Raw genomic sequence first — 25689 nt, forward strand, 5'->3', positions numbered from 1 at the left:
CTGAACTACCGAGTTGGCTGGTTTTTGGGCTGCTTTGCAGCCCAACGGGGGCAAGCCCCCTCGCCACAAGTGGGCACTCGGCTTGGACAAACGTCAGCTGAACTCATCCCCAATCGGATACCGGCTGGCGTTAAGGCTTTCCTTGATCTTGCGCAGGTGCGGCTGGAAGTCGACGCCGCGGCGCAGGGTCATGCCGGTGGCGAGCACGTCGAGCACGGTCAGCTGGATGATTCGCGACGTCATCGGCATGTAGATGTCGGTGTCTTCCGGCAGGGGGATGTTCAGGCTCAAGGTGCTGGCCTTGGCCAGTGGCGAACCCTCGGCCGTCAGACCCAGCACCGAGGCGCCGTTCTCACGGGCAATGCGCGCCACCTCAACCAGTTCGCGGGTGCGTCCGGTGTAGGAGATGATCACGAACAGTTCGCCCGTGTGGGCCACCGAGGCAATCATCCGCTGCATCAGCACGTCGGCATGGGCGGTGACCGCCAGGTTGAAGCGGAAGAACTTGTGCTGCGCATCCAGCGCCACCGGGGCTGACGCACCGAGGCCGAAGAAGTGGATCTGCCGGGCCTGGATCAGCAAATCCACGGCGCGGCTGATCAGGTTCGGGTCCAGTGCCTGGCAGGCGCTGTCCAGCGATGCGATGGCGCTGCCAAAGATCTTCTGGGTGTAGGCTTCCGGGTTGTCGTCGGCTTCCACTGCGCGGCTGACATAGGCCGCGCCGCTGGCCAGGCTTTGGGCCAGTTGCAGTTTGAGTTCCGGGTAGCCGCTGACACCGAACGAACGGCAGAAACGGTTGACCGTCGGCTCGCTGACCGAGGCGGCCTGGGCGAGGGCGGCAATACTGAAGCGAGTGGCCTGCTGTGGGTTGAGCAGGATGACTTCGGCGACCTTGCGCTCGGCCTTGTTCAGGTCTGCAAGGCGATTCTGGATCTGTTCCAGTAAATTTCGCACGCGGTCCATTCATGTTCCTTAGGTCGGCTATGCAGATTGGGCCTGTGAAGCGGCCCATAATGGTGACCTATCCTACTGGTGGCCCCGACCGACCACCACTTGGAATGTGTATTTTGGAAAAATGTTGTGGTTATTACTACATTTTTCCTTGAGCGATGCCTTAAAAAAAGGTATTTGTAGCTTAACTTGATAAAAGAACAAACATCATGCCTTCGATTACGGTTGAACCGTGCACCTTTGCCTTGTTCGGCGCCCTCGGCGATCTGGCCCTGCGCAAGCTGTTTCCTGCCTTGTACCAACTCGATGGCGCCGGTCTGTTGCACGAAGACACGCGCATTATCGCACTGGCCCGTGAATCGGGCAGCGAGCAAGAGCATCTGGCCTTTATTGCCAGTGAGCTGCGCCATTACGTCGAGGAAAAGGAACTCGACGAAGCCGTGGTCGAACGCTTCCTGGCACGCCTGACGTACCTGCATGTCGACTTCCTCAAGTCTGACGACTACGTCGCCCTGGCCGAACTGGCCGGCACGGCGCAGCGGATGATTGCCTACTTCGCGACGCCCGCTGCGGTGTACGGCGCGATTTGCGAGAACCTGGCGAAGGTCGGCCTGGCCGAAAACACCCGGGTGGTGCTGGAAAAGCCGATCGGTTCGGACCTTGAGTCGTCACGCAAGGTCAACGACGCCGTGGCGCGTTACTTCCCGGAAAACCGCACTTACCGCATCGACCACTACCTGGGCAAAGAGACGGTTCAGAACCTGATCGCCCTGCGTTTCGCCAACAGCCTGTTCGAAACCCAGTGGAACCAGAACTACATTTCCCACGTGGAAATCACCGTCGCCGAGAAGGTCGGGATCGAGGGCCGTTGGGGCTACTTCGACAAGGCCGGCCAACTGCGCGACATGATTCAGAACCACCTGTTGCAGTTGCTGTGCCTGATCGCCATGGACCCGCCAGCGGATCTTTCGGCCGACAGCATCCGTGACGAGAAAGTCAAAGTGCTCAAGGCGCTGGCGCCGATCAGTCCGGAAGGCCTGACCACCCAGGTGGTGCGCGGCCAGTACATCGCCGGTCACAACGAAGGCAAGTCGGTGCCGGGCTACCTGGAGGAAGAAAACTCCAACACCCAGAGCGACACCGAAACCTTCGTCGCCCTGCGTGCCGACATCCGAAACTGGCGTTGGGCGGGCGTGCCGTTTTACCTGCGTACCGGTAAACGCATGCCGCAGAAACTGTCGCAGATCGTCATCCACTTCAAGGAACCGTCGCACTACATCTTCGCTCCCGAGCAGCGCTTGCAGATCAGCAACAAGCTGATCATTCGCCTGCAACCGGACGAAGGTATTTCCTTGCGCGTGATGACCAAAGAACAGGGCCTGGACAAGGGCATGCAGCTGCGCAGCGGTCCGTTGCAGCTGAATTTTTCCGATACCTATCGCAGCGCGCGGATTCCCGATGCCTACGAACGGTTGTTGCTGGAAGTGATGCGCGGCAATCAGAACCTGTTTGTCCGTAAAGATGAAATCGAAGCTGCGTGGAAGTGGTGTGACCAGTTGATCGCCGGGTGGAAGAAGTCCGGTGATGCGCCCAAGCCGTATGCGGCGGGCTCCTGGGGACCGATGAGTTCCATTGCACTGATCACGCGGGACGGGAGGTCGTGGTATGGCGATATCTGAATTCAAACTGCCTCAGGGCGTCAGCGCTCATGAGTTCCGCAGCCCGGTGTTGCTGGCCGAAGGCCTGGCACTGAAGGTGGCCAAGCAACTCAGTGACGCTATCGATGCCCGAGGCGCCGCGACGCTGGTAGTGTCCGGCGGACGCAGCCCGGTGGCGTTTTTCCAGCATCTGGCCAAGCAGGCGCTGGACTGGTCCAAAGTCGTGGTGACCCTGGCCGACGAGCGCTGGGTACCGGTGGAGCACGCCGACAGCAATGCCGGTCTGCTCAAGCGTTACTTGTTGCAAGGCCCGGCGGCCAAGGCAAAGTTTCTTAACCTCTACAGCGCCACTGCCAACCTTGAACAGGCTGCCGAGCAGGCCGATCGCTTGCTCGCCGAATTGCCGGCAATCGACGCGCTGGTGCTGGGGATGGGCGACGACGGTCACACCGCCTCGTTGTTCCCCAACAGCCCGAACCTCGCCGAAGCCTTGCGGCCCGACGGCACGCGCCGTTGCTGGCCGATGCTGGCGCCGACGGTGCCGCATCAGCGCCTGACCATGAGTCGTGCACTGCTGGCCTCGGCAAAGTTCACTGTGCTATCGATTTCCGGTCAGTCCAAGTTGACCACCCTGAGTGCCGCACTGGCCGGTGACGATGTCGCCGCAATGCCGATTCGTGCGTTTCTGCAACCCACGTTAGAGATTTACTGGTGCCCATGAACCAAGGATCAGCCGCTATGACAAACACTCAACCGACCGTTTCCATGGCGGACAAAGTTGCCCTGATCGACAGCCTCTGCGTCAAGGCGCGGATTCTTCCGGTGATCACCATTGCCCGTGAGCAAGACATTCTGCCACTGGCCGATGCCCTAGCCGCAGGTGGATTGACGGCCCTGGAAGTCACCCTGCGTTCGCAGTTCGGCCTCAAGGCCATCCAGATTCTGCGTGAGCAGCGTCCGGAACTGGTCACCGGTGCCGGCACCGTGCTCGATCGCAACATGCTGGCCGCCGCTGAAGCCGCCGGTTCGCAGTTCATCGTGACGCCGGGCATTACCCGCGATTTGCTGGAAGCCAGCGTTGCCAGTCCGATTCCATTGTTGCCGGGTATCAGCAACGCCTCGGGGATCATGGAGGGCTACGCCCTGGGCTATCGCCGCTTCAAGTTGTTTCCGGCGGAAGTCAGCGGTGGCGTGGCAGCGATCAAGGCCCTTGGCGGCCCGTTCGGCGAAGTGCGCTTCTGCCCGACTGGCGGTGTTGGCCCTGCCAACATCAAGAGTTACATGGCACTGAAAAACGTGATGTGCGTTGGCGGTAGCTGGATGCTTGATCCGGAGTGGATCAAAAATGGCGACTGGGCACGTATCCAGGAGTGCACCGCCGAGGCGCTGGCTCTGCTGGACTGATTGGTTTTACTGGATCTTTTTTACGCAGAATCGTTGTAGTTGTGTTCTACGGCTTTACGGCGCACTTGGTCAGTGCGCCGTTTTTTTTTGCCTGTAGAAAAGTGGCTGCCCTTCAGCGGCATACATAGTTACCGCAACCCACCCCAGAGATTTCTCTATCCTTCGAGCAACTTATGGAGGAAGCGACTCATGGAAGAACACGCAACAACCAAGGCAACCGGGCCAGTCTGTTTATTGGCTCCCGAACAGATTGCCGGCCCGTACTTCAGAAACCCCAGGCTGATTCGAAGGAACATCAGTGAAGGTGCCAGCGGTATTCCCTTGCTGCTCAAACTGAGCCTTGTCGACGTCAGCACCTGCGAACCGGTGACGGATGCCCTGGTGGATATCTGGCAATGCAATGCGCGAGGGGCCTATTCGGGCTGGAGCAAGATCAATCCGGATAAAGAGGTCGATGTCGGCGATATCGGCTCGGTTCCACGTACCGATGACGACACCTATTTGCGCGGTGGGCAATTCACCGATCGCAAAGGCACCGTCAGGTTTACCACGATTTATCCGGGGTTTTATGCAGGGCGCAGCGTGCACATCCATGTTGTCGTTCGAATCGTTACCGGCAGCAATCACCTGGAGGCGCGGCATGTTGCCTGGGTCGGCCAGCTGTACCTTCCCGAGGTGGCGTCACGTTCGGTGCTGAATGCCAAAGACTACAGCGGGCGGAGCATTTCGCCGCTGCGCAATGATCAGGATGAGCTTTTTACCCAAATGCATGGGGAAGACTCGATACTGAAAATCCACACCATTGCCCGTGATTCCTGGGAAGACGGTTATTTCGGGCAGTTGACCATCGGGATCGACAAGCGCGCGATGTCTGCGCAGATCAAGCCTGAAGACTTCGATATCTATACCGTGTGAACACCGAGGTTTGCCGTCAACACCCGGTGTTCATCGTCTCAACTCAGTTCGATCAGGGCCTGAGCCAGCCAATGCATTTCCTGTGAGGTGTTGGTCAGGCCCGGTGTAATGCGAATACAGCTGCCGCACGCCGAACCGTTGCGGACCACGGTGAACAGGTTGTAGTCGTTGAGCAGGCGGTCGACCATCGCTTGCTGGTCGGCATGCCGGGTGAAACGCATCGAGGTGATGCCGCAATACAGGCGCGGATCATCCGGGGTCATGACTTCAATGCCCTGTACGTCGCGAACAGCCTCGACCCACAGATTGCGCAGATAGTTAAGCCGTGCACCCTTGGCGGCCGCGCCACCAATGGAATGATGTTCTTCGAACACCAGCGGCAAGGTCAGTAACGCCGGAATATTTGGCGTGCTGTAAGGCGTGCGCGAGCGGATGTCAGTGAGCGGAAAGTGAAACTCGCCCATGTCTGGATCAATATCGACCAGACGCTGTGGTGCGATGTAGATGAACCCCAGGGTCAACGGTGCACCGATCCATTTGTGCAGGTTGTAGCCGGCAAAAGAGATGCCCAGTTCATCGAGGTTGAATTCGATCTGGCCGAGGGCGTGGGCACCGTCGAGGATCACGTCGATCCCGTGCTCTTTGGCCGCGGCGGCAATCGCCTTGACCGGCATCACCAGGCCGGTGCGATGGGTGACGTGGGTCAGCGCCATCAACTTGAGCCGTGGATAACGCACGAACGCCTCGCGGTAGGTCGCTACCAACATCTCGAAGCTGGCGGGATGAGCATGCTCGATCTCGATCACTTCGATGCCGCGATGGCGAGCCAGCCAGCGCATCGCACTTTTGACCGTGTCGTATTCCAGATCGCACAGCAGTACCTGATCGCCCGGCTGTAAGCCGTTGTAGTTGCGAATCAGTGATTGCAGCGCGTCCGAGGCGTTGCGTGTCAGGGCCACCGCTTCGGCGGGTACCTGCAAGAGCCCGGCTAGTTGCCCGTGTATTTCCACGCTTTCGAGTTTTTCGAAACGCTGGCGCACATGCACCGAGTTGCTGCGGTTGATGAATTCGATGTTGCGCTGGTACTCCTCGACCACGGTGCGCGACATGCGTCCGAAGTAACCGTTCTCCAGATTGATCGGACCTGGCTGGACCTCATAGCGGTCGGCGAATGTCTGCCAAAATGCTTCATCAAGGGCGCGGCGAGTGTTTTCGGGCATGGCGGCGACTCGTTCCGTGGTTCAGTGGCGTGGCTTGGGTTTGCCATGTTTGGCGCGCAGCGGGTCGAGCAAGTCGGACAGGCCGTTGTGATCGATTTCCTGCATCAGGGCCAGCAAGCCACCCAGTTCACCGTGGGGGAAACCCTCGCGGGCGAACCAGTTCAGGTATTGGCCGGGCAGGTCGGCAATGATACGTCCCTTGTATTTGCCAAACGGCATTTCGCGGGTGACCAGCAGTTCAAGCTTTTCGGGATTCATCGATCGGTCGTCTTGATTCAAACAGTCTGGAAAATACAGGCATTCTGCATGCAGGCCAATTGACAGATCATGCAAATAACTCGGATACAAATGTTTGCTTAAAAGTTAACGTTTTGAAATTTATCGTAAAAACTTCAATTCAAGGGCTGGCACACGTGATGCAACACCTTATGTGGCTCTCTCAACCCACGAGGAATTGAAAAATGACCGACATCAATAAAGAAGCGATTTCAGTCCTGAACGACCTGATCGAGACCAGCAAGGACGGTCAGGAAGGTTTCAAGACCTGCGCCCAGGACATCAAACAGCCTGAACTCAAGGCACTGTTTGTCAAACGCGCTGCTGACTGCGCCGCTGCCGTTGCCGAACTTCAAGGCACCGTGCGTTCGATGGGCGGCGATCCCGAGACCAAAACCAGCGTCAGCGGTGATTTGCATCGTCGTTGGGTTGACCTCAAATCATTGGTCACCGGCAAGGACGAAGAAACGGTGCTCAATGAAGCCGAGCGTGGCGAGGACCATGCCCTGAAGGCTTACAAAGCAGCGATGGAGAAGATCAATAAACACAATCTGGTGGGGATTCGTGATCTGGTCGAACGTCAGTATCACGGTGCGCAACGTAATCACGATCAGGTCAAAGCCTTGCGTAACCAGGCTCGTGCCCGTTCGTAAGTAGATCAAAAGATCGCAGCCTTCGGCAGCTCCTACAGGTTTTGTATACATCCGTAGGAGCTGCCGCAGGCTGCGATCTTTTGGGGGCTTGCGATCAGCCGATGCTGATAGCGGGCAACGTCGGCAAGGTCACGGTCTGTTGCTTGCGCGGCGCCAGAATTTCCGCCTCGCCGTCCACGACCAGCTCATCGCGCTGGTTGAATACCCGAGTGGCGATGCGCACGCGGAATTTCGGCAGTTTCTCGAGGATTTCCAGGCGTACGGTCAGGGTGTCGCCGATTTTTACCGGCTTCTGAAAGCTCATTTGCTGACCGATATAAATAGTCCCCGGCCCAGGCAGCTCGCAGGCGACGGCGGCGCTGATCAGCGCACCGCTGAACATGCCGTGGGCGATACGCTCCTTGAACATGCTCGCTGCTGCAAACTCGGCGTCCAGGTGCACCGGGTTGTGGTCTCCGGACATCGCCGCGAACAGCTGAATGTCACGCTCCTCGACAGTCTTGCTGTAGCTGGCGGTCTGGCCGACTTCGAGGGCTTCGTACGGGGTATTGGTAACCTGGGTCATGTGTCTTGAATCCTGTGACGAGTTAAGTGTAATAACCAAACATTATTCGGTTCGGGGTGGCCGGCGATGGCTCAATGCCTCAGCCAGCCATTTGAGCAGGTCCGCGGTCACTTCATCGCGGTTGCTCTCATTAAACAGTTCGTGCCGGGCTTGCGGGTAGATATTCAGCTGCATGCACTGGTTGCCGGCGCTACGCAGTGCGTCGGCCAGAGCCTTGAGACGTTTGCCTTCGCTCACGGGATCACATTCACCGCCGATCACCAGCAACGGCAGGCCCGGATCGATCTGCGCGAGATTGGACGCTTTGCTGATTTGCTGCAAGCCGCCGAGCAGGTCGATCCACAGTTGATTGGTGCAACGGTAGCCGCAGAGCGGGTCGTGGACGTACTTGTCGACTTCGTCCGGGTCGCGGCTGAGCCAGTCGAACCGAGTGCGATGGGGTTTGAAAGGCTTGTTGAATGAGCCGAACGACAACCACTCGATCAGTGCACTGCGACCGGTAGGTCCCTGGCGCCAGCGTTCGAAACGCGCAATCAGGCGCGCTACTCGGTAGAGCGCGACGGGCTGGAAGTTCGAGCCACTGAGCACGGCAGCGTGCAGGCTGGCACTGTGGTGCAGCAGGTACGCCTGGGCGATGTAGCTGCCCATGCTGTGACCGAGCAGCACGATCGGTACGCCCGGATGGTGCTGACCGATGTGCTGATTGAGGCTGGCCAGATCACCGACCACTTTGCACCAGCCGTCCTGATCGGCGAAATGCCCGAGCACGCCGTGTTCGGCGGTTTTGCCATGGCCGCGCTGGTCCAGCGCATAGACGCCGTAACCCTCGGCACATAAAACCTGCGCCAGCCGCGCATAACGACCGCTGTGTTCAGCCATACCGTGGGACAGCAGAATCACCGCCTTCAGCGGGCCTTCAGGCAACCACTGGTTGACAAAAAGTGGACTGTGATCGCTCGCGGTCAACCAGAAAGTGTCGTGGATCATGGCGATTCCTTTGCACGGTTTTGTTTAGGTGCGGCGTCGTTGCATTGTATAGCTCATCGATCGCAGGGCGTGCGATGTGGGTGTCCCTCAGCAGCAAGATTCACACTGTCAATGAAGCTGGTACGTATATTTGCCTGAATCACCATAGCTGCTAGGGTCTGTTGACGTTTGGTGGCGAACCGCGTTGCGATGCCAACGTGTGCGAGGCAAGGCGCGGGATGCCGCTAATGGTTGTTCCCTTGGCAAATCCTGCAACGCAGCCTCGCGCACGTTGGCGCGCAACGCGAAGGGACGGGACCCATTTGGCGCAGGGCTGCGTTGCTCGGAACTTATTTGGAACGACCAAACCGCGTTCCTCGCGCCTTGCCCTGCGCCAAATGGGTCGCCGTCGCGGTCGTCACCAAACGTCAACAGACCCTAGGTCCCAGAAGCCCCGCTTTTCAGCGTCACAGAGAAGGCGGCCCGGATTCGTTCAGGTAAAGAGGACAAGTACAATGCAACCTGATTTCTGGAATGACAAACGCCCGGCCGGCGTACCCAATGATATCGAACCGGGTGCCTACAAGTCGGTGATCGAGGTGTTCGAGCGTTCCTGCAAGAAATTCGCTGACCGTCCGGCGTTCAGCAACATGGGTGTGACGCTCACCTACGCCGAGCTTGAGCGCTACAGCGCGGCGTTCGCTGGCTACCTGCAAACTCAGACTGACCTGCTGCCCGGTGATCGCATCGCGGTGCAGATGCCCAATGTCCTGCATTACCCGATTGCCGTGTTCGGCGCGTTGCGAGCCGGGTTGATTGTGGTCAACACCAACCCGCTGTACACCGCGCGTGAGATGCGTCACCAGTTCAAGGACTCCGGTGCCCGGGCGCTGGTGTACCTGAACATGTTCGGGCAGAAGGTCCAGGAAGTACTGCCCGACACCGAGATTCAGTACCTGATCGAAGCGAAGATGGGCGACCTGATGCCGACCGCCAAGTGCTGGCTGATCAACACCGTGGTCGACAAGGTCAAGAAGATGGTCCCGACCTACGACCTGCCGCAGGCGATTTCCTTCAAGAGCGCGTTGCGTCTGGGCCGCGGTCAAAGCATCAAGCCGTTGAACGTCAGCCTCGACGATGTCGCCGTGCTGCAATACACCGGCGGCACTACCGGGCTGGCCAAGGGCGCGATGCTGACCCACGGCAATCTGGTCGCCAACATGCAGCAGGCCCGCGCCTGTCTTGGCCAGTTCGGCAGCGATGGCAAACCGCTGCTGCGTGAAGGTCAGGAAGTGATGATCGCGCCGCTGCCGCTGTACCACATCTATGCCTTCACAGCGAACTGCATGTGCATGATGGTGACCGGCAACCACAACGTGTTGATCACCAATCCACGGGACATCGCCAGTTTCATCAAAGAACTGAAAAACTGGCGGTTCTCGGCGCTGCTGGGGCTCAACACGCTATTCGTTGCGCTGATGGATCATCCGGACTTCAAGACCCTGGACTTCTCCAGCCTCAAACTCACCAACTCCGGCGGCACCGCACTGGTCAAGGCCACCGCCGAACGCTGGGAGCAGATAACCGGTTGCCGGATCACCGAAGGCTACGGCTTGACCGAAACCTCGCCAGTGGCCTGCACCAATCCGTATGGCGACAAGTCGCGTATTGGCACGGTCGGCTTGCCGGTGCCGGGTACCACGTTGAAAGTCATCAATGATGACGGTGTCGAACAGCCCATGGGCGAGCGCGGCGAGCTGTGCATCAAGGGTCCGCAGATCATGAAAGGCTACTGGCAGAAGCCCGAAGCCACCGCCGAGGTGCTGGATGCCGACGGCTGGTTCAAATCCGGCGACATCGCGGTGATCGACCCGGACGGGTTCGTATGGATTGTCGATCGCAAGAAAGACATGATCATCGTTTCGGGTTTCAACGTTTACCCGAACGAAATCGAGGATGTGGTCATGGCACACCCGAAAGTCGCCAACTGCGCGGTGATCGGTGTGCCGGACGAACGTTCCGGGGAAGCGGTGAAGCTCTTCGTGGTAGCGCGTGAAGCGGGGATCAGCCTTGAAGAGCTGAAGGCCTACTGCAAGGAAAACTTCACCGCCTACAAGGTGCCCAAGCACATCGTGCTGCGCGAGTCGCTGCCGATGACACCAGTGGGCAAGATCCTGCGACGAGAGCTGCGCGATATCGCTTAATACCTGAAGGCTGTGCTTCGCGCATTCGCGGGCAAGCCCGCTCCCACAAGGTCAGCGTTGACCCCCTGTGGGAGAGGGCTTGCCCGCGATGCTTTTAGGGGGGGAGATGCCTGTTCCAGAGCGGTTTAAGGCGCTGTAGAATTATTGCTCTAAAATAGACCATTTGAAGGTCTTTAGTCATTAAAGTGACCATTAGGGCTTTTTTTGGCTCTAGTAGGGCCTTGGCAAAGCTGCTACTCTCGGCGCGCTTTGTGATTTCTCGGCCCAGGTAAAGGCCAGATTCACCAACAAAAAGACACCAATAAAAAACACACACCAATAATAATCGCAAAATGCGGTGAAGAATTCGCGTTGCTGAGGAGTGGGCTTCCATGATCGAAGACTTTTGGAAGGATAAGTACCCAGCTGGAATTGCTGCCGAGATCAATCCAGACGAGTATCCGAATATTCAGGCAGTGTTAAAGCAATCCTGCCAACGCTTCGCCAACAAACCGGCCTTTAGTAACCTCGGCAAGACACTCACCTACGGTGAGCTGTACGAATTGTCCGGTGCTTTTGCCGCTTACCTGCAACAGCATACCGATTTGCAGCCGGGCGATCGAATTGCCGTACAACTGCCAAACCTGTTGCAATACCCGATCGCCGTGTTTGGTGCCATCCGCGCCGGCTTGATCGTGGTTAACACCAACCCGCTGTACACCGCGCGGGAAATGGAACACCAATTCAACGATTCCGGCGCCAAGGCGCTGGTGTGCCTGGCGAACATGGCGCACCTGGCCGAGGTCGTGGTGCCCAAGACGGGCGTCAAGCACGTCATCGTCACGGAAGTGGCCGACTTGCTGCCACCGCTCAAGCGCCTGCTGATCAACAGCGTCATCAAGTACGTGAAGAAGATGGTCCCGGCCTATCACCTGCCCAAGGCCGTCAAGTTCAATGACGTGTTGAGCAAAGGTCACGGCCAGCCCGTAACCGAAGCCAACCCGGCCAGCAGCGACGTTGCCGTGCTGCAATACACCGGCGGCACCACCGGCGTGGCCAAGGGTGCAATGCTGACCCACCGCAACCTGGTGGCGAACATGATGCAGTGCAGGGCGCTGATGGGTTCCAACCTGAATGAAGGTTGCGAAATTCTCATCACGCCGTTGCCGCTGTACCACATCTATGCCTTCACCTTTCATTGCATGGCGATGATGCTGATTGGCAACCACAACATCCTGATCAGTAACCCGCGCGATCTGTCGGCGATGGTCAAGGAACTGTCGAAGTGGAAATTCAGCGGTTTCGTCGGCCTGAACACTTTGTTCGTGGCGCTGTGCAACAGCGAAGCATTCCGCAAGCTGGACTTCTCAAGCCTGAAAATCACCTTGTCCGGAGGCATGGCCTTGCAACTGGCCGCTGCCGAACGCTGGAAAGCCGTGACCGGTTGCGCCATCTGCGAAGGTTACGGCATGACCGAAACCAGCCCGGTGGCCACCGTCAATCCAAACCAGAACATTCAGGTGGGCACGATCGGCATTCCGGTTCCGTCGACCCTGTGCAAAGTCATCGATGACGCTGGCGTTGAACAGCCACTGGGCGAAATCGGTGAGCTGTGTGTGAAAGGTCCGCAAGTGATGAAAGGCTACTGGCAGCGCCAGGAAGCCACCGACGAAATCCTCGACAGCGAAGGCTGGTTGAAGACCGGTGATATCGCGCTGATCCAGCCAGATGGCTATATGCGCATTGTCGATCGCAAGAAAGACATGATTCTGGTCTCCGGTTTCAACGTCTACCCGAACGAGCTCGAAGACGTACTGGCCACCTTGCCGGGTGTGCTGCAATGTGCAGCCATTGGTGTACCGGACGAGAAGTCGGGCGAGGCGATCAAGATTTTCATCGTCGCCAAACCGGGCGTAACCCTAACCAAAGAGCAGGTGATGACGCACATGCGTGCCAACGTCACCGGCTACAAAGTGCCGAAAGCCATCGAGTTCCGCGATGCGCTGCCGACCACCAACGTCGGCAAGATCCTGCGTCGCGAACTGCGCGACGAAGAGCTGAAGAAGCTCGGCTTGAAGAAGGTCGGCGCATAAGACCAAAGCCCCGCAGATGCGGGGCTTTTTATTGTCTGCCTACTCGTTCCCACGCTCCGCGTGGTAACGCATCCCGGGACGCTCTGCGTCCCAGCTACGGACGCGGAGCGTCCGGGGCGGCATTCCTTTGCTGCGCGTGGGAACGATCTCTTTAGAGGCGGAACTGCGCGAAGTTGACGTTGGTACCGGCCGGGCGCATGTCCTGAAGGTAGGAGTCCTTGTCAGCGCTCAATTCCAGGCTCAGGGCCGCCTTGCGCTTGCCTTCGTTGCGCACCACCAGGCCTTCGAGCTTCTCGCGCAGGAACACCGTCGGCACTTTCAGGTGCAGCAGTTCGTCGGTGGCCGGTGTGTACATCAGCAGGTGAACCCATTCGTACTGACCAATGGCCAGGCGTGCAACCGGGATATCAAACCACCAGATGTTGCGGTTGCGGTTCAATTCGGTGAAATGGCAGTTGTTGACGCCAAGCACTGCACCGCCAAGTTCCTGGTTTCTGCGGGCAATGGCCTGCTTTTTATCGAGTTTCATAACGTTCCTACGGGATTGGATCTTCAGCTACACGGCCTGAATACGTTGCGCATTCTCGGGGGAAAGCCCGCAAACATAAAGCCCAACCTGCATGTGTGGATGAAATGAGGTGGTGAAAATAAATGAAACTCTGTGCAACACCCACCGGTCAACTCTACGTAATGACACTGCCCTTTGAATGTTCACAGGAGAAATACCATGAGCAGCACTGGCGATAAAGTTAAAGGCATGACCAACGAAGCGGTCGGCAACGTCAAGCAAGGTGTAGGTAAAGCCACCGACAACCCCAAGCTGCGAGCCGAAGGCAAGCTTCAGGAGAAGAAAGGCGAAGCCCAGCAAGCGCTCGGCAAGGCTAAAGATGCGATCAAGAAAACCGTCGATAAAGCCTGATCCGATAGCCCGCGTTAATGCACTACGATGGCCATCCACGGATGGCCATTTTTATGTCGACTTTTATTGTTCAATTTCCCCGAAATTGTTCCAAAGTCGCCAAGTAGGTTACTTTGATGTAGAAAACGGCCCCTGAGTCGCTCCCGACTTCAACCCTTTTGCGGCGAAAGGAGACGCTATGATGTTCCCGGAGTTGAAAGGCTTGCCCTTGCACCGCGTGATGATGCGCACCGTCACCGAGTTTATTAATGACGAGATGTCGACGTATGCCTCGGCGCTGGCCTATCAGATGCTGTTCTCGCTGTTTCCCTTCATTCTGTTTCTGATTGCCTTGATCGGTTTCCTGCACCTGCCGGACTTCTTTTCCTGGCTGCGCCTGCAATCGGAACTGGTGCTGCCGCCGCAAGCGCTGGAACAAGTGAACCCGGTGATCGACCAACTCCAGCAATCCAAGGGTGGATTGCTCTCGGTGGGTATCGTCATCGCCCTGTGGACCGCCTCGGCGGGTGTGCGGCTGATGATGAGCGCGATGAACGCGGCCTACGATGTGGTCGAAGGCCGACCGATCTGGAAGCGCTTCCCGCTGTCGATTTTCTATACTGTTGGCGTTGCCGGCATGCTGCTGGCCGCTGCGGCCTTGATGGTACTCGGCCCGCAGGTGATGGAATGGATTGCGTCGCAGATCGGCATGGAAGAGTTCATCGTCACGCTGTGGACGATACTGCGCTGGCCGGTGATCGTCATTTTGCTGATGGTCGCGGTCGCGTTGATTTACTACGTGATGCCTGATGTGAAACAGAAGTTTCGCTTCATCACGCCGGGTTCGGTGCTGGCAGTGGTTGTTTGGATCATCGCTTCGCTGGGCTTTGGTTATTACGTCAAAACCTTCGCCAACTACAATGCCATGTATGGCAGTATCGGTGCGATCATCGTGCTGTTGCTGTACTTCTATATTTCCGCTGCGGTGCTGTTACTCGGCGCGGAAATGAATGCGGTGATCGATCACATGTCGAGCGAAGGCAAGCATCCTGGCGCCAAGGACTTCGGCGAACACGACGAAAAACACCATGTTTCGGGACTGGGCCGGGATCACTCGCTCAACCCAACCACTGACGAAGCCTGACGATGATCCGTGAAATTCTGAAAATGGGCGATGAGCGCCTGCTGCGTATCGCTCCGCCGGTACCGGCCGAGATGTTCAACAGTCCCGAACTGTGGCAGTTGATCGATGACATGTTCCAGACCATGGAAAGTGTCGGCGGCGTCGGCCTGGCAGCCCCGCAGATTGGTGTCGACCTGCAACTGGTGATCTTCGGCTTCGAACACAGCGAACGTTACCCGGACGCTGACGCCGTACCGCAGACGATCTTGATCAACCCATTGATTACACCGCTTGATCCGACGCTGGAAGAGGGCTTCGAAGGTTGCCTGTCGGTGCCGGGGCTGCGAGGGGCGGTCGAGCGTTATCAGCACATTCGTTATGAAGGCTTCGATCCCAAGGGCGAGCCAATTGTGCGCATTGCTTCGGGGTTTCACGCCCGTGTGGTGCAGCACGAATGCGATCACCTGATCGGCCGGTTGTACCCGTCGCGGATCACCGACTTTCGCAAGTTCGGGTTTACCGAAGTGATGTTCCCGGATCTCGACCCGACGGCTGATGATTGATCCGAAACTTCACCTCAATCTGCTCCCACAGTTTGAAACCCCATGGCGATCATCGGCTTGCTGCGTTTATAGCGAGCCAGCCGCTCAGCCAGTGCATAGGGCAACAACGGGTCCGCAGTGAAGCCATTGCACTCATAAAAACTGCGCAAGTCCGGGTGGCAGAACAACCACACTGGCGCCTTGATCTGCACCAGCGCCTGGGCCATCAACGCCCCCGCAATACCTTGTCCCCGAAGGGCCGGGTCGACAAATAACCCCGTCAGCCAAAACCCCTCCGCCATCGGCCGCAAACAGAGCCCCGCAATGATCTCGTCGCGCTTTCCAACCCACAGTTGAGCGTCGCGAACCGCTTTCATCGATGACTGGTGACTGCGGTAAAACTTGTTCAGCAAAGGCCACAGTGGCTCGGCAAGCTGGGTGTACTGGGTGTTGAGCATGTGCGAGAGGGTCACTGCGAAAAATGCGCCTATTATAAAAGAACCAACGCTGCGAGATAGGTGTATACCTGATCTCATATTCCCAGTTGGTGGAGCGTGCATCATGAGCAAAGGCATGGATTCGAAGAAAGCGGCGAAAAAGAAACCGACCAAGACAGCCGTTGAAAAACGCGCTGACAAGAAGGCCAAAAAGGTCGGGGTGTTCGGGCACTGAGCCCGCTTTGACGGAGCCCGGCAATCGGGCTCCGCGTTCATTTTCAAGTGTTCACTTCCAGGTAAATCAGCCATCGATCTGCAAGATTTCCCTGCTTCGTTGCACAGAAGGGGATAAGGCCGACATTTGTCTGTTGGCTTGTCCTGTTCTGAGCCGAGCCATGTCCTATTACCTTGATCAACACCTGCGTGAAGAAATTGAAACCCTGCGCCGAACGTTTGCCGGTCGCAGCGAATGGCCGACCTGGCTGCTGTTGATCGGCGTCTACGCGGCCTGGTTTGGTGTGCTGCTGGCCAGTGCCTGGCTGGGACTGTGGTTGAGCACGCTGCTGCTGATACCGATCGTGGTGCTGTGGATGTCGGTCCAGCATGAGCTGTTGCATGGGCATCCAACGCGCTTTACCTCGTTGAACAAACTCCTTGGTTACGCGCCATTTGCCGTCTGGTACCCGTACACCCTGTACCGCGACAGCCACCTTTTGCATCACCGCGACGAGGACCTGACGTTACCCGGCCGCGATCCGGAAAGTCGCTACGTGAGCGCGCAGCAGTGGCAGGGCAGTTCAGTGTTCGAGCGCAGCCTGCACTGGCTGAACAAAACCGTGTTGGGGCGCTTCGCCGTCGGTGCGCCGTTGGCGTTGCTGACGCTGGCCAAGGAAGAGTTCCAGCGCTTGCGCCACGGTGATCGCCAGGCCTGGTTGATGTGGCTGACCCATGGCGCATTGACCGTGCTGATGCTGACTTTCATCGCTGATTACAGTGTTGTTCCCGTCTGGCATTACCTGCTCTTGATCAGCGTGCCGGCGCTGTCGGTCGCGATGATCCGTTCTTACTATGAGCATCGCCCGCACCCTGACCCGGAAAAACGCACGGTGCTCAACGAGGCTGCCTGGCCTTGGCGCTGGTTATTCCTTAACCTGAATCTGCACCTGGTGCATCACGATCTGCCGGGGTTGCCGTGGTTCTATTTGCCGCGGGTTTATCGCGCACGACGTGAACAATGGCAGGCGCGCAGTGGCGGGTTTCTGGTGCGCGGCTATGGTGAGCTGTTGCGTTGGCACGGGCTCAGTCCCGTCGACAGTCCGCAGCATCCTTTCAGTTGAGAGCCGGCATGATTTCAGGTTTTGCAGAATTACTGATGTACGTCGCCCCCGAGCCGATATGTCAGGCCAATGAACACTGGCTGGCGCGTATCGTCGAGCGGCTCGGCGCGACCCGCTTGAACGCTGAAGGCCTGTCGTTGATGGAGCTTTGGCTGGCCCCGCAATTGCTGCTCACCCAGACCTGTGGCTATCCGCTGATGACAGCGTTGCGCGGGCAGGTGCGGGTGATCGGTCGGCCGCGTTATGAGCTACCGGACAGCAGCGCTGGTAACCATTGCAGCGTGCTGTTGACCCGGGCCGACGACCCGCGCCGAACCTTGCCGGCGCTGCTGGGGTGCCGAGCGGTGATCAATGGCGAGGACTCCAACAGCGGGATGAATTTGTTGCGTCACCGCATCGCTGCGTTGCAACGCAATGGTCAGTTTTTTTCCTGCGTTGCGGTCAGCGGCAGTCACCGTGAAAGCCTGCGCTGGCTGCGTGACGGGCGCGCGGACCTGGCGGCCATCGACAGCGTGACCTTCGCCTATCTGGCGCGCCATGCGCCGCAGGAGATCGAAGGTCTGCGGGTGGTGGCGCGCAGTGCGTTCAGCCCGACCTTGCCGTATATCGGTGTCGCCAGCCTGACGGACGGGCAAATCGAGCACCTTCGCGAGGTGATGAACCAGACGTTGAATGAACTGCCTGATGTGGTTGAAATCCTGGGGCTCCACGAGGTGTTGCCGGCCACTGAAAGCGACTACCAAATCATCCTCGATTACCGAAAAGAGGCCGAAGAGCTGGGGTTTGGACGCTTGCGTTGAGGAAAGAAAAGAGCACCGGGCAAGCGGATGATATATATCTCCAAAAAATATATAAAAATAGTTTTTAAGTATTATTAAAGAATAAGGCTCCTTGCTAGGATCGCTGCACCGGACTACCGGACATCCAGCGCAACCCTATCGATTGGAGCCTCCATGTCCGGCACCGACCTTTCTCACAGCGAATACGTAGGCGGATTGTTCTGCTGTCATTATGTTTGGTTGTGCAATCGCTTGCGCGGCTACCTCGATGCTGGCATCAGCGCCGAAGATGTCGCCGCCGAGGCCTTTGCGCAGCTCCTCGACTCGCCGAAGCTGACGTCGATCCAACAGCCTCGTGCCTTGCTGACCACTCTTGCTCAGCGGGTGATTTATCGTCTCTGGCACCGACGGGACCGCGAGCGTGAACACCTTGATCAGTTGCAGCACATTCAGCCCTGCCAAGGGCCGTCGCCGGAAGACCTGACGCAGCAGTTGCAGACCTTGAGTGTTCTTGATCAGGCGCTTGACCGCTTGCCGGGCAAGGTCAGGGCGACGTTCCTGTTGTCACGGCTTGAGGGCCTGACTTACCCGCAAATCGCCGCCGAACTGGGCATCTCCCAGCGTTCGGTCAGCGTCTACATGACCCGCTGTCAGGCGCTTTGCCAGCGCAGCGCCAATCAACCATTGTTCTCACCCCCCACTCTGAGGTCCGCATGAGATCAATCAAAACCTGGCTCGGCAGTTCGCTGCTGGTCTTCAGCGTTGTGGCGACACAGGCCCCCGCGGCGGAAAAAGTCGCACCCATTCACTTCGGCGACATCACCTGGGAAAGCGGCAGCCTGATCACCGAGATCCTGCGGTTGATCGTCGAGAAAGGTTATGGCTACCCGACTGACACGCTGCCGGGCAGTACGGTCAGCCTTGAAGCCGCGCTGGCCAAGGATGATATTCAGGTCATCGGCGAGGAATGGGCGGGGCGTAGTCCAGCCTGGGTCAAGGCACAGGCTGAGGGCAAAGTGTTCGGTCTGGGCGACACCGTCAAAGGCGCCACCGAAGGTTGGTGGGTGCCGGAATATGTGATCAAGGGCGACCCCGAGCGCGGGATCAAACCACTGGCGCCAGAACTGAAATCGGTAGCCGATCTGGCGCGCTACAAGGACGTGTTCCGGGATCCGGAAGACCCGACTCGTGGCCGCTTCCTCAACAGCCCGACCGGCTGGACCTCGGAGATCGTCAACAGCCAGAAGCTCAAGGCCTATGCGTTGACCGAGAGTTTCGTCAATTTCCGCACCGGTTCAGGTGCGGCGCTGGATGCCGAGGTCAGTTCGTCGATTCGGCGTGGCAAACCAGTACTTTTCTACTACTGGTCGCCGACACCGCTGTTGGGGCGTTTCAAATTGGTGAAACTCGACGAGCCGGCCTTCAACGCCGAGGCCTGGAAAACCCTGGCCGACGCCAATAACCCGCATCCGCAAGGTACACGCTCGATGCCGGCCAACCTGGCCATCGGCGTCTCGGCACCATTCAAGGCCCAATACCCGGACCTGGTGGCGTTCTTCGAGAAAGTCGATTTACCGATCGATCTGCTGAACCAGACCCTCGGCCAGATGAGCGAAAAACACCAAAAACCGCGTGAAGTCGCACAAGCCTTCCTGCGCGAACAACCGCAGGTGTGGCAAGGCTGGGTGCCAACGCAGGTCGCGACGAAAGTCAGCAGCAATTTGTAGGCGCGCCATTCACCGGTGATGGCGCTCATGAAGTCGCCATCGCCGGCTTGCCAGTGAACAATCTTCAGGCGTGCACCACTTCTGCCGCCAGCGCCTCGCTTACCGCAGGCCGTGAGCCAATCCGCGCCTGAAAACGCTCCAGCGGCGGCCATTGCTTCAGGTCGATATCAAACAAGGAGGTCCACCGCAGCACGGTGAACAGATAGGCATCAGCGATGCTGAAGCGTTCGCCCAGCAGATAATCCTGTTGTTCCAGTGTCTGGGTCAGCACGGCAAACCGCTTGAACAGTTTCTCCTTGAAGAGCGCTTTCACCTGATCAGGAAACTGCACGTTGAACAGCAGCCCCAGAGCGCCGTGAATCTCACTCGAAATAAAGTTCAGGACCTCCTGCAAACGCACTCTTTCCCAGGATCCGCACGTCGGTGCAAGGCCGGCAAGCGGGCGAAGATCAGCCAGGTATTGCAGGATTGCCGGTCCCTCGGTCAGCACATTGCCGTTATCCAGTTGCAGCGCCGCGACATAGCCTTTCGGGTTGATCTCCAGAAAGTCGGCACCGTCTTCGGTCTTCTTGGCGCGGTTGTCGACGCGGACCAGCTCGAATGGCAGCTGCAGTTCACGCAGAACAATGTGCGGAGCAAGGGAACAGGCTTGAGGCGAAAAATACAACTTCATGATCAGGGGTCCAGGTGAGGATTTTGATCAGTGTCATAGTCGCCCGCGCATGTCGTAAAATTAATCTTTCAGACATCAGCCATAAGGATAGCTACTGCCATGATGAACCTGATGCATTGGCGGATGCTGGTGGCTATCGCCGACACGGGCAACATTACTCGCGCTGCCGAGCGTGTCGGCATGACTCAGTCGGGGGCCAGTCAAGCGCTGGCCTTGCTTGAGGACGTGCTCGGTATTCAACTGTTTGTTCGGGAAAATCGTCAGACCTTGCCGACCGCGGTCGGAGTACACGTGATCGAACAGGCGCGGGTGATGCTCCAGGCCCTTGAGACCATCCGGACCACCGCCGAAGCAGCGCGGGACATTCAGCGCGGCACGATTCGCCTGGCCAGTTTTCCGATGGTACTCGCGACGTTTCTGCCGCCGCTGTTGCGTCAGTTCAATCAGCTGTATCCCGGCATTCAGGTGGTGGCGCTGGAGGTCAGCGACAATGAAGTCGAAGCGTTGCTCGGCGCTGGCCTGGTTGATTTGGGCGTGGTGCTCAATCCTCCACCTGAACGCAACGCCGGAATGTTGGGGCGAGATACCTGGGTTGCGGTGCTGCCGATTGCACATCCATTGGCCCGCCGCCCCCACGAGCACGGGTTGATGCTGGCGGAACTGGTCGAGCAACCGTTCGTGCTCGCCACTGGCGGTTGCAGCGTCAATGCTCGCAGCCTGGCAGCGGATGCCGGCCTGGGGCTGCTTGATGTACGGGTTGAAGTTCGCGAGTGGGGCAGTGCGTTCACGCTGGTTCGGGAAAACGTCGGGGTGACGCTGGTTCCGGAAATGACCTTGCCAGCCAATCGCAAAGGGTTGCGCGTACTGCCGTTGGCGGTGCCTGTTCATCGAGAGTTTGCGCTGGTCGCCACACCGCTCAGGGAACCCTCTGCGGCGGTGCAGGCGCTGCTGGCGCTGCTCCATCCTGCAGCGCTGTGACCATCGGTAAAAAGCTTGCGCCCACTTCAACTTGTCTTCGTGCGCAGGGCTAGCGAAGCGGGTTGCTCAGACGACCCACGATATCGAGCGCACTGTCGAGCAAGCGCATACGCATGAAAGATTTGGCTGGCCAGTCCTGTTTCAGCAAGGCCAGACGCTCGATTGCCCAGCGCTGTGGCTCGACCCGTTTGCGCAGGTGCTCAAAGCAGTCGCTGACCTGAATGGCCAACTCATTCCAAAGCGCATCTTCCGGCATCTTCCAATGCCGGGCGCAGAGCAGAGCCAGTTCACCAAGATGGCACATGAAGGTGGTGTGCAAGAGTTTATCGCGCACGAAGTCAGCATCGTCATACAGCGTCATCTGCGGGTCATGCAACTGAAGGTCGAGGCCTTGCCGGTGCAAAGTCTGGCGGTGAATCCGAATGTCGCCGAAGTCACGTACCATCAGTCGGCTTAACTGTCCCTCGGCATTCATGACCATGAAGCTGTTCTGTTGGTGCGCCTCGAAGGCGACCCCGTAGATCAGGTACAGACCGAGCAATCCGGGAACGGCGATCGATAGATAGTCACGGAAAAAACGCAGCAATTCTGGTCTGCCGTCGCCTCGTTGGGACAATCTGACCCACTGGCGCAGCAACGGTTGTCCGTGTTCATCCAGGGCGAACAGGCTGCCAACGGGCACGGCCATCTCGCCCGGCTGCAACAAGCGCGACGGGTTGTCCCGGTAAAGCACCGACAGATGTCGGGAGCGTTCATCATCCGCCGGTTGCGGCGCGTAATGCACGCCGATACGTTCCGGCACGATGTTCAATACGGCTCGAATCTGCGGCTCCTGCTTGAGTATTTGCAGCAACAATCCGCTAACCCTTGGCCCCATGCGCGCAGAGCGTGGCGAAAGGGTGCGCTGCACGCTGGTCAGTCGTAGCGCCACAGGAAGTTTGACCATCGGTGAACAGCGGTTTGCATTGGGCGCCAGGGTGCGAAACGACATGGTCGGCTGACCGTTGAACGCAATGATGGTGGTCACGACCAGCACGCGGTCGGCAATTTCGCGAGCAAACGAGCGCGGTAGTTCCTCTGCGGCTTGCCACGGATGGACGGGGATGGGCAGGTAGTCATCCGGGTCGAGACCTTGGGTTAGAAGGTGCTGGATCAATTGTTCGGCCGCGAGCGGGAAATGCCCTTGCCACCAGCCGCGGTAATGCTCAGGTCCGATCAACGATTCGACGTGAGCCCATTGCCGATGCAAGGCGCACAGGACGACTGGCACGCAGGCTTCGAATTCCGGTGATAACGCAATGACCTCAGTGGTGCCCAAGCCAAGCTTGGTCTTGTAGTTCGGGTGCCAGGGATGACCCAGCGTGCCCCACTGTTCAAGCACCGATGTCGGGTTCGGGTGGGAGGAGTTGCTCTTGAGCCAGGACAGCAGATTATCGTCATCGGCAAGCTCGAACTGTTCACGCAGTTGCCGGCTCCAGCCATGGTGAAAGGCCTGGCACAAGGTGGCGTTGCAGAAGCTGTCATCAAGCTCTTCGGCCAGGCGAACGAGCACTTCGGGCGACGGTAAAGGCTCAAGTTGCGTGCAGAGCAGGTTTAGCAACTGTGAAGGAAACTGCAGTTTTTGTGCTGGGCATTCAGAGCGATGCAGCGTGATGTCGCCCTGTATGTCCCAGCTGTTCATCCGCGCCGGGATAAGCCCTTCGAAACACAACCGGGCACCATCGAGCAGCGTAAGCCAATGCACCGAGCCTTCGGCTTGCAGGCTTTTTTGATTTAGCAGGCCTTCGCGCAGCAGCGCCTGCAACAAGCGCTGAAAGCTTGAGCGGGCACTGAGTTCGAGCGAATCGGCCAGATGGCCGAGGCTTATCCGGCGAGACATGAACGCCTCGGTCGCCAGGGCTTCGCTCCAGCGCGAGAGTAACCCTTGCTGTTTTTGCGGGTCCGTGTGCATGACGTAAGACTCCTTGGGGCGGTTAAAAGCAGCTCCAAACAGGCTACGGCAAGCGTAAAAAAATCGATGGCAAGCATTTCCGTTAAATGTGTGGGACGCATCCTATGGTGATGGCGGGAAGGTCCGAGAGCCGTATACACAAGCATTTCGCATGTTGCCAGGCGAGGTTTTAACCAAGAGTGCACTCAGGCCGCATCGGGCAACGCCGAGGCCGGCAAACGCCAGCCGTTGGAGTAAAGGTGCGCTGGCGTTCGTCGAGTTGATGAACCGCACCACGTCAGTACCCGCGTGAAACAGAGGCTCCCGTCTAAGTCGGGAGCCTCTGTTCTCAAGGCCTTTCTTTCAGGTACTGGGCCTGCAATGCGTTCAGTATTTGATCGAAACTGATTGTTTTTCGCCCCAGCAGGGTCATTTTGTCTTCCGGGAGATAGCTGAGTTTTATATAGAGCAAGGTGCCTGCCTGCTTCTGTGACTCGCTCAGTTTGTCAATTCCCGCCTTGAGTCCCCACAACGTACCGGGAATGCTGGCGATGTCTCTCCAGGCCCCGCCACCAGGAATAAAGTTTGTTAGTTGAGTAACAACTTCGGTGATCGAATCGCCTATCGGGAACAATCCTGCAAAGCGATCCTGAGGAATGTAAGGGGAAATGCCGATATGGATCTCGGGTAATTCATCTATCCTGTTTTCGATTAGGCGATGTTTATTGTTGAGCAGGTACTCGACCAGTTGAGTGGATGTGCCAATCAGCACCAACGATTGGATGCCTGCTCCGACTTCGGAGAATAGGTAATTGCCGTTACTGCTGGCGATCGCTTTTCTCAGTTCGCCGCGGTCAACAATTACACTGTGGTAACTGCCCTCTTTTACAACGGCTGATGGCACTCTCCATAAGTTGACAGGTATTTGATCGGCGAAGGATTGAGTGATTGTACAAAATAATAGCGCGCTACAGGCTAGCGCGGCTTTCAGATGTTTTGGGCGTGGTTTCATGGTGTTCTTCCGTGATAGTCAAAGGGCATCATGCCCAACGTAAGCTGACAGCAGTATCAGGTTCGAACTGCCGTCACCTTAGTTTAACTTAACGGATTTTCAGTGTTTTCGCAGGCGCAAGGTTTTGCCAGTTGTAAGGTGTATTTTAAGTGGATGTTGTTTTACTTGTGTCAGGTACTCTCGCGAACCTTCAACTCGAAACCCATGTCCAGCACCGGATTGGCCACCGAGTTTCCGGCCATCAAGGTCAGCATGTGCTCGGCAGCGCGCCGGCCGATGGCTTCACGCGGGGTGCTGATGCTACTCAGGCGCGGCACCATGTGCGCCGAGGCCGGCAGGTCGTTGAAGCCAAGGACGGCGACTTGTTCGGGAATCTTGATCCCGTGGCGCATGGCTTCGAGCAGGGCGCCCTGGGCCAGGTCGTCGTTGCCGAAGAAAATCGCGTCGACCTGCGGGTGGCTGGCCATCATCTGCAGGAATAATTCGCCGCCAAGGCCCACCGAAGAGGGACGCGGTGTCAGCAACTCAAGGTCCGGGTCGTACAGGCCGGCTTGCTGCAATGCACGCCGGAAGCCTTCGCCGCGCAGCAAGGTGCGTTGGTCGAGTTGTGCGCCGATGTAGGCCAGATGCCGACGCCCACGTGAAATCAAGTGTTGTGCGGCGGTTTGGCCGGCACTCAATTGCGAGAAGCCGACGCAGTTCAGGCCGGCGCCCGGGTCCAGGTCCATCATATAGACGCAGGGGATATTGCTGGTCTCGATCATCCGGCGGGCGCTTTCGGTGCGATCGAAACCGGTCAGCAGCAACCCTCTTGGCTGATAGGCCATGTAGTTGCGCAGCAGGTTTTCTTCTTCATCACGAGAATAGTGATAGTTGCCGATCAGCACTTCGAAGCCTTTGGGACGCAGCACCTGATGGATGGCTTCAAGGGTTTCGATGAACAGCAAGTTCGACAGCGACGGCACCAATACCACCACCGAATGGCTCTGGGCCGAAGCCAGTGCGCGGGCAGCGGGGTTGACCACGTAGTTCAGTTCGAGCGCGGCCTGCTGGACCTTTTCCACCAGCTCGGTGGCGACGGTGCTGATCCCGCGCAAGGCCCTGGACGCAGTGATTGGGCTCACGCCTGCCAGGCGGGCGACTTCGTTGAGGGTAGGGCGGCCGGTGGTGCGAGTATTTTTATCGTTTTTAGTGGAGGTCATCGGGCAGCTTGCCAAACAAAATTCAAGGCACTAAGGTAGCGCTGTCTCGATGCGGCTGCAAATGCTTGAGCAGGGTTTGCCTGATCCCTGTTTTTTGGCGTTGGGAAAGAACGTGCTGCAACCCATAAAAATGACAAGAAGGCGTCGGCAATACCTGCTTTTGCACT

26 protein-coding genes are annotated in these 25689 nt (G+C 58.0%); 15 read left to right on the forward strand and 11 right to left on the reverse strand.

Going from position 1 to position 25689, the window contains the following annotated elements; translation table 11 throughout:
• Positions 1–93: 93 nt before the first annotated feature.
• Positions 94–954 (reverse strand): MurR/RpiR family transcriptional regulator, encoded by an 861-nt coding sequence (locus BK658_RS22670; RefSeq protein ID WP_173859948.1) that lies wholly within the window; start codon positions 952–954, stop codon positions 94–96.
• Positions 955–1160: 206 nt separating this feature from the next.
• On the opposite strand from BK658_RS22670, the gene zwf reads away from it, so the two are divergent.
• The 4 genes from zwf (at position 1161) to BK658_RS22690 (ending at position 4928) form a co-directional block, all read left to right on the forward strand.
• The gene (gene zwf, locus BK658_RS22675; protein WP_123584257.1) at positions 1161–2630 is read left to right on the forward strand and encodes a glucose-6-phosphate dehydrogenase; all 1470 of its coding nucleotides are present in this window, start codon (positions 1161–1163) and stop codon (positions 2628–2630) included.
• Positions 2617–3330: a 6-phosphogluconolactonase gene (pgl, locus tag BK658_RS22680; RefSeq protein ID WP_123584258.1), complete on the forward strand. Its 714-nt coding sequence runs from the start codon at positions 2617–2619 to the stop codon at positions 3328–3330. Before zwf ends, pgl begins: the two co-directional genes overlap by 14 nt.
• 17 nt (positions 3331–3347) lie before the next feature.
• Positions 3348–4013, forward strand: coding sequence for a bifunctional 4-hydroxy-2-oxoglutarate aldolase/2-dehydro-3-deoxy-phosphogluconate aldolase (locus BK658_RS22685; RefSeq protein ID WP_123584259.1), 666 nt, complete (start codon positions 3348–3350; stop codon positions 4011–4013).
• A 189-nt stretch (positions 4014–4202) separates the two neighbouring features.
• Positions 4203–4928 carry an intradiol ring-cleavage dioxygenase gene (locus BK658_RS22690; RefSeq protein WP_123584260.1) on the forward strand — a complete coding sequence of 242 codons (726 nt, stop codon included), beginning with the start codon at positions 4203–4205 and terminating at the stop codon, positions 4926–4928.
• A gap of 38 nt (positions 4929–4966) precedes the next feature.
• On the opposite strand, the gene BK658_RS22695 is transcribed toward BK658_RS22690, so the two are convergent.
• Together BK658_RS22695 and BK658_RS22700 are read right to left on the reverse strand one after the other, a co-directional pair.
• Positions 4967–6148: an aminotransferase class V-fold PLP-dependent enzyme gene (locus tag BK658_RS22695; RefSeq protein ID WP_123584261.1), complete on the reverse strand. Its 1182-nt coding sequence runs from the start codon at positions 6146–6148 to the stop codon at positions 4967–4969.
• A 21-nt stretch (positions 6149–6169) separates the two neighbouring features.
• Positions 6170–6406, reverse strand: a complete 237-nt coding sequence (locus BK658_RS22700; protein ID WP_019693207.1) for a DUF3820 family protein — start codon at positions 6404–6406, stop codon at positions 6170–6172.
• A 203-nt stretch (positions 6407–6609) separates the two neighbouring features.
• Between BK658_RS22700 and BK658_RS22705 the strand changes: the two genes are divergently transcribed.
• Positions 6610–7077, forward strand: a complete 468-nt coding sequence (locus BK658_RS22705) for a ferritin-like domain-containing protein (RefSeq protein ID WP_123584262.1) — start codon at positions 6610–6612, stop codon at positions 7075–7077.
• Between the two features lie 94 nt (positions 7078–7171).
• On the opposite strand, the gene BK658_RS22710 is transcribed toward BK658_RS22705, so the two are convergent.
• Positions 7172–7642, reverse strand: coding sequence for a MaoC family dehydratase (locus tag BK658_RS22710; RefSeq protein WP_071553717.1), 471 nt, complete (start codon positions 7640–7642; stop codon positions 7172–7174).
• Positions 7643–7684: 42 nt separating this feature from the next.
• The gene (locus BK658_RS22715) at positions 7685–8629 is read right to left on the reverse strand and encodes an alpha/beta hydrolase (RefSeq protein WP_123584263.1); all 945 of its coding nucleotides are present in this window, start codon (positions 8627–8629) and stop codon (positions 7685–7687) included.
• Between the two features lie 494 nt (positions 8630–9123).
• On the opposite strand from BK658_RS22715, the gene fadD2 reads away from it, so the two are divergent.
• Both fadD2 and fadD1 read left to right on the forward strand, forming a co-directional pair.
• The gene (gene fadD2, locus BK658_RS22720; protein ID WP_123584264.1) at positions 9124–10812 is read left to right on the forward strand and encodes a long-chain-fatty-acid--CoA ligase FadD2; all 1689 of its coding nucleotides are present in this window, start codon (positions 9124–9126) and stop codon (positions 10810–10812) included.
• 371 nt (positions 10813–11183) lie between these two features.
• Positions 11184–12884, forward strand: a complete 1701-nt coding sequence (gene fadD1, locus BK658_RS22725; RefSeq protein ID WP_123584265.1) for a long-chain-fatty-acid--CoA ligase FadD1 — start codon at positions 11184–11186, stop codon at positions 12882–12884.
• 151 nt (positions 12885–13035) lie between these two features.
• On the opposite strand, the gene BK658_RS22730 is transcribed toward fadD1, so the two are convergent.
• Positions 13036–13413, reverse strand: coding sequence for a hypothetical protein (locus BK658_RS22730; RefSeq protein WP_054593671.1), 378 nt, complete (start codon positions 13411–13413; stop codon positions 13036–13038).
• Positions 13414–13611: 198 nt separating this feature from the next.
• Between BK658_RS22730 and BK658_RS22735 the strand changes: the two genes are divergently transcribed.
• The 3 genes from BK658_RS22735 to def all read left to right on the forward strand — a co-directional run bounded on the left by BK658_RS22735 (position 13612) and on the right by def (position 15468).
• A complete protein-coding gene (locus tag BK658_RS22735) occupies positions 13612–13803 on the forward strand; it encodes a CsbD family protein (protein WP_123584266.1) in 192 nt (63 codons plus the stop codon).
• Between the two features lie 178 nt (positions 13804–13981).
• Positions 13982–14926 (forward strand): YihY/virulence factor BrkB family protein, encoded by a 945-nt coding sequence (locus BK658_RS22740; RefSeq protein ID WP_123584267.1) that lies wholly within the window; start codon positions 13982–13984, stop codon positions 14924–14926.
• A gap of 2 nt (positions 14927–14928) precedes the next feature.
• Positions 14929–15468 (forward strand): peptide deformylase, encoded by a 540-nt coding sequence (def, locus tag BK658_RS22745; RefSeq protein ID WP_123584268.1) that lies wholly within the window; start codon positions 14929–14931, stop codon positions 15466–15468.
• 14 nt (positions 15469–15482) lie between these two features.
• Here the strand turns inward: def and BK658_RS22750 are convergent, their stop codons facing one another.
• Complete coding sequence (locus BK658_RS22750) at positions 15483–15905, reverse strand: GNAT family N-acetyltransferase (RefSeq protein ID WP_123584269.1); 423 nt, start codon at positions 15903–15905, stop codon at positions 15483–15485.
• A 374-nt stretch (positions 15906–16279) separates the two neighbouring features.
• On the opposite strand from BK658_RS22750, the gene BK658_RS22755 reads away from it, so the two are divergent.
• The 4 genes from BK658_RS22755 (at position 16280) to BK658_RS22770 (ending at position 19727) form a co-directional block, all read left to right on the forward strand.
• On the forward strand, positions 16280–17221 hold the full coding sequence (locus tag BK658_RS22755; protein WP_123584270.1) for a fatty acid desaturase: 942 nt from the start codon (positions 16280–16282) through the stop codon (positions 17219–17221).
• Positions 17222–17229: 8 nt separating this feature from the next.
• Positions 17230–18021 carry a phosphate/phosphite/phosphonate ABC transporter substrate-binding protein gene (locus BK658_RS22760; RefSeq protein WP_123584271.1) on the forward strand — a complete coding sequence of 264 codons (792 nt, stop codon included), beginning with the start codon at positions 17230–17232 and terminating at the stop codon, positions 18019–18021.
• 153 nt (positions 18022–18174) lie between these two features.
• On the forward strand, positions 18175–18717 hold the full coding sequence (locus BK658_RS22765; protein ID WP_123584272.1) for a sigma-70 family RNA polymerase sigma factor: 543 nt from the start codon (positions 18175–18177) through the stop codon (positions 18715–18717).
• Entirely contained in the window at positions 18714–19727 is a 1014-nt protein-coding gene (locus BK658_RS22770) for an ABC transporter substrate-binding protein (RefSeq protein WP_123584273.1), read from the forward strand. The genes BK658_RS22765 and BK658_RS22770 overlap by 4 nt, the downstream gene beginning before the upstream one ends.
• Positions 19728–19791: 64 nt before the next feature.
• Here BK658_RS22770 and gstA read toward each other — a convergent pair whose 3' ends face one another.
• Positions 19792–20400, reverse strand: a complete 609-nt coding sequence (gene gstA, locus BK658_RS22775; RefSeq protein ID WP_123584274.1) for a glutathione transferase GstA — start codon at positions 20398–20400, stop codon at positions 19792–19794.
• 99 nt (positions 20401–20499) lie between these two features.
• Here gstA and BK658_RS22780 point away from each other — a divergent pair, with 99 nt between their 5' ends.
• Complete coding sequence (locus BK658_RS22780; RefSeq protein WP_123584275.1) at positions 20500–21378, forward strand: LysR family transcriptional regulator; 879 nt, start codon at positions 20500–20502, stop codon at positions 21376–21378.
• Positions 21379–21427: 49 nt separating this feature from the next.
• Here BK658_RS22780 and BK658_RS22785 read toward each other — a convergent pair whose 3' ends face one another.
• The 3 genes from BK658_RS22785 to gntR all read right to left on the reverse strand — a co-directional run bounded on the left by BK658_RS22785 (position 21428) and on the right by gntR (position 25522).
• Positions 21428–23329, reverse strand: coding sequence for an IucA/IucC family protein (locus tag BK658_RS22785; RefSeq protein ID WP_123584276.1), 1902 nt, complete (start codon positions 23327–23329; stop codon positions 21428–21430).
• A 328-nt stretch (positions 23330–23657) separates the two neighbouring features.
• A complete protein-coding gene (locus BK658_RS22790; RefSeq protein ID WP_221178616.1) occupies positions 23658–24320 on the reverse strand; it encodes a hypothetical protein in 663 nt (220 codons plus the stop codon).
• Positions 24321–24490: 170 nt separating this feature from the next.
• Positions 24491–25522: an HTH-type transcriptional regulator GntR gene (gene gntR / locus BK658_RS22795; protein ID WP_123584277.1), complete on the reverse strand. Its 1032-nt coding sequence runs from the start codon at positions 25520–25522 to the stop codon at positions 24491–24493.
• Positions 25523–25689 lie beyond the last annotated feature (167 nt).

This window comes from Pseudomonas brassicacearum (assembly GCF_003732175.1).
In the GTDB taxonomy this organism is placed as follows: domain Bacteria; phylum Pseudomonadota; class Gammaproteobacteria; order Pseudomonadales; family Pseudomonadaceae; genus Aquipseudomonas; species Aquipseudomonas brassicacearum_G.

Bases quoted from the DNA above. Each gene is read 5' to 3' on its own strand.
- BK658_RS22690 (WP_123584260.1), top strand. From the start codon at position 4,203: ATGGAAGAACACGCAACAACCAAGGCAACCGGGCCAGTCTGTTTATTG.
- def (WP_123584268.1), top strand. From the start codon at position 14,929: ATGATCCGTGAAATTCTGAAAATGGGCGATGAGCGCCTGCTGCGTATC.
- BK658_RS22765 (WP_123584272.1), top strand. From the start codon at position 18,175: ATGTCCGGCACCGACCTTTCTCACAGCGAATACGTAGGCGGATTGTTC.
- BK658_RS22790 (WP_221178616.1), bottom strand. From the start codon at position 24,320: ATGAAACCACGCCCAAAACATCTGAAAGCCGCGCTAGCCTGTAGCGCG.
- zwf (WP_123584257.1), top strand. From the start codon at position 1,161: ATGCCTTCGATTACGGTTGAACCGTGCACCTTTGCCTTGTTCGGCGCC.
- BK658_RS22705 (WP_123584262.1), top strand. From the start codon at position 6,610: ATGACCGACATCAATAAAGAAGCGATTTCAGTCCTGAACGACCTGATC.
- BK658_RS22785 (WP_123584276.1), bottom strand. From the start codon at position 23,329: ATGCACACGGACCCGCAAAAACAGCAAGGGTTACTCTCGCGCTGGAGC.
- pgl (WP_123584258.1), top strand. From the start codon at position 2,617: ATGGCGATATCTGAATTCAAACTGCCTCAGGGCGTCAGCGCTCATGAG.
- BK658_RS22780 (WP_123584275.1), top strand. From the start codon at position 20,500: ATGATGAACCTGATGCATTGGCGGATGCTGGTGGCTATCGCCGACACG.
- BK658_RS22730 (WP_054593671.1), bottom strand. From the start codon at position 13,413: ATGAAACTCGATAAAAAGCAGGCCATTGCCCGCAGAAACCAGGAACTT.
- BK658_RS22740 (WP_123584267.1), top strand. From the start codon at position 13,982: ATGATGTTCCCGGAGTTGAAAGGCTTGCCCTTGCACCGCGTGATGATG.
- BK658_RS22715 (WP_123584263.1), bottom strand. From the start codon at position 8,629: ATGATCCACGACACTTTCTGGTTGACCGCGAGCGATCACAGTCCACTT.
- BK658_RS22760 (WP_123584271.1), top strand. From the start codon at position 17,230: ATGATTTCAGGTTTTGCAGAATTACTGATGTACGTCGCCCCCGAGCCG.
- BK658_RS22770 (WP_123584273.1), top strand. From the start codon at position 18,714: ATGAGATCAATCAAAACCTGGCTCGGCAGTTCGCTGCTGGTCTTCAGC.
- gstA (WP_123584274.1), bottom strand. From the start codon at position 20,400: ATGAAGTTGTATTTTTCGCCTCAAGCCTGTTCCCTTGCTCCGCACATT.
- BK658_RS22750 (WP_123584269.1), bottom strand. From the start codon at position 15,905: ATGCTCAACACCCAGTACACCCAGCTTGCCGAGCCACTGTGGCCTTTG.
- BK658_RS22685 (WP_123584259.1), top strand. From the start codon at position 3,348: ATGACAAACACTCAACCGACCGTTTCCATGGCGGACAAAGTTGCCCTG.
- BK658_RS22735 (WP_123584266.1), top strand. From the start codon at position 13,612: ATGAGCAGCACTGGCGATAAAGTTAAAGGCATGACCAACGAAGCGGTC.
- fadD2 (WP_123584264.1), top strand. From the start codon at position 9,124: ATGCAACCTGATTTCTGGAATGACAAACGCCCGGCCGGCGTACCCAAT.
- BK658_RS22700 (WP_019693207.1), bottom strand. From the start codon at position 6,406: ATGAATCCCGAAAAGCTTGAACTGCTGGTCACCCGCGAAATGCCGTTT.
- fadD1 (WP_123584265.1), top strand. From the start codon at position 11,184: ATGATCGAAGACTTTTGGAAGGATAAGTACCCAGCTGGAATTGCTGCC.
- gntR (WP_123584277.1), bottom strand. From the start codon at position 25,522: ATGACCTCCACTAAAAACGATAAAAATACTCGCACCACCGGCCGCCCT.
- BK658_RS22710 (WP_071553717.1), bottom strand. From the start codon at position 7,642: ATGACCCAGGTTACCAATACCCCGTACGAAGCCCTCGAAGTCGGCCAG.
- BK658_RS22695 (WP_123584261.1), bottom strand. From the start codon at position 6,148: ATGCCCGAAAACACTCGCCGCGCCCTTGATGAAGCATTTTGGCAGACA.
- BK658_RS22755 (WP_123584270.1), top strand. From the start codon at position 16,280: ATGTCCTATTACCTTGATCAACACCTGCGTGAAGAAATTGAAACCCTG.